This is a genomic window from Providencia sp. PROV182 (genome assembly GCF_028480325.1).
Taxonomy (GTDB): Bacteria; Pseudomonadota; Gammaproteobacteria; order Enterobacterales; family Enterobacteriaceae; genus Providencia; species Providencia hangzhouensis.
The window spans coordinates 1-1,624 of record NZ_JAMPOL010000030.1 but is presented as its reverse complement, the minus strand read 5'-3'; the positions used below and the strand labels follow the sequence as shown (position 1 = coordinate 1,624).

General features: G+C 40.4%; 2 protein-coding genes and 2 pseudogenes. All 4 read left to right on the top strand.

All coding sequences use genetic code 11. The features are described from left to right. A partial coding sequence (tssD, locus tag PR834_RS19215; protein ID WP_272536516.1) for a type VI secretion system tube protein TssD occupies positions 1 to 232 on the top strand: 232 nt, incomplete at its 5' end. A gap of 69 nt (positions 233 to 301) precedes the next feature. After that, positions 302 to 1,048, top strand: a pseudogene (locus PR834_RS19210) (type VI secretion system Vgr family protein); the annotation flags it as partial. 101 nt (positions 1,049 to 1,149) lie between these two features. Beyond that, positions 1,150 to 1,413: a hypothetical protein gene (locus PR834_RS19205; protein ID WP_110591913.1), complete on the top strand. Its 264-nt coding sequence runs from the start codon at positions 1,150 to 1,152 to the stop codon at positions 1,411 to 1,413. 5 nt (positions 1,414 to 1,418) lie between these two features. Beyond that, positions 1,419 to 1,624: pseudogene (locus PR834_RS19200) on the top strand (hypothetical protein); the annotation flags it as partial.

Genomic DNA, 1,624 nt, shown 5'->3' with positions numbered 1-1,624 from the left:
AAAATGGTACCGCACCTCAGTTGAAGGTAAACAAGAGCATTTCTTCACCACCACGTTAACCGATGCGACTATCGTCAATATTGACTGCCAAATGCCACACTGCCAAGACCCGGCAAAAGCCGATTTCACGCAGTTAATCGAAGTCTCTCTGTCTTACCGCAAAGTGGACTGGGAGCACACGGTTGCAGGCACATCGGGTGCTGATGACTGGCGTGCGCCGCTCGAAGCGTAAGTTCAAATTTAGCGAGCCTTTCGAGGATCGTTTGCGTTTTTAGCTTTTTCTTCCGTAGAGGAAACTCCCATGTCTTGGACTGACCCAAAGAAAAATAGACGACTCGGTAGCCCCGAAAATAACCCGCTTATTCACGGTGGTGGGTATGCGGGTGGCAGAACCTATGCACAAGACCAAGCCTTGCAAGAAGCCCATGGTCAACTGCTAGACCGTATTATGAATGGCGAAATGGGGACGGGATTAGTATTCACCTGTACCATTGGTGGGCTACCTGAAAATACCTTTCAAGTCACGCAATTTGATTTACAAGAAGGACTTTCCCAGCTCTTTTCACTGTCGATTCAGGCGGTCAGCCCGTTACCCGAGATTGATTTTCAAACGGTATTGGGTGTGGCCTCTTCGCTGACTGTAAAACGAGATGGAAAAATTCTTCGCACGGTACAAGGCATTTTAGCCGGGGCAGAGCAAGGGAATACCGATGGGGTCAAAACCTGGTATCACTTTGTGATACGCCCTGAAATGTGGGTGATGACGCTTAAACAGGACAGCCGCATTTTCCAAAATATGACGGTGCCGAACATTCTTGAGACGCTATTGAGCGAGTCTCATATCAAATTTGATAAACAGCTTTATCACCCCGAAGAGCATCTGAAACGCGAGTACATCACTCAAAAGCGTGAAACCCTGTATGAATTCTGGTGTCGGCTTGCTGCCGAAGAGGGAATTAATTACTGGTTCGAAGAAGGTCCACAACTGTTTTACAGTGACCGCCACTTAGGCATGAAAGCGGGTATTTCGCTCACCTATATGCCGAAGATGAAAATTTCTTTTTAGTTAAACAACTGAAGAACTGGGAAGAAAAAGATGATATTGATATATTAGAGGAAATTGATTTTAAAAGATATCAACTAGGTGAAGTGATTGTATTAAATGATTTCTTATACGAAAAAAAGATAGCATTTTTATTAGGCTCTAAAGATATTGATTCTTTTTTGGATTGGTATTTTAAAAAATATAACTCTTGTTTTATTGATGGCGATACTATTTTCTTTTCTATAAGCAAAAAAGAAATGTTATTATTCAATCATGATGGTTATTTAATGGTATATAAATTACCAATTAAGTTAATAGAAAAGGGTATTGAAAAATACATTAATTTTAAGGCTAAACATAAGTTATAATTGTGATGACTATGGTTTATAATCGGTTCAGTTTAATTGCTATCATCATTGGAGCTTTTAGTATTCTTGTAATACTTGTTAATCAAAGCTTTGAGCGTGAATATGTTCAATCCAAACCTAAGTTAGAGCAGATTGTTCATGAAAAGGTAAGTAGTATAAAAAAAGCGACAATGGATGCAATTAAAGGAAAAGCGTATCAAGCTCCTACCGT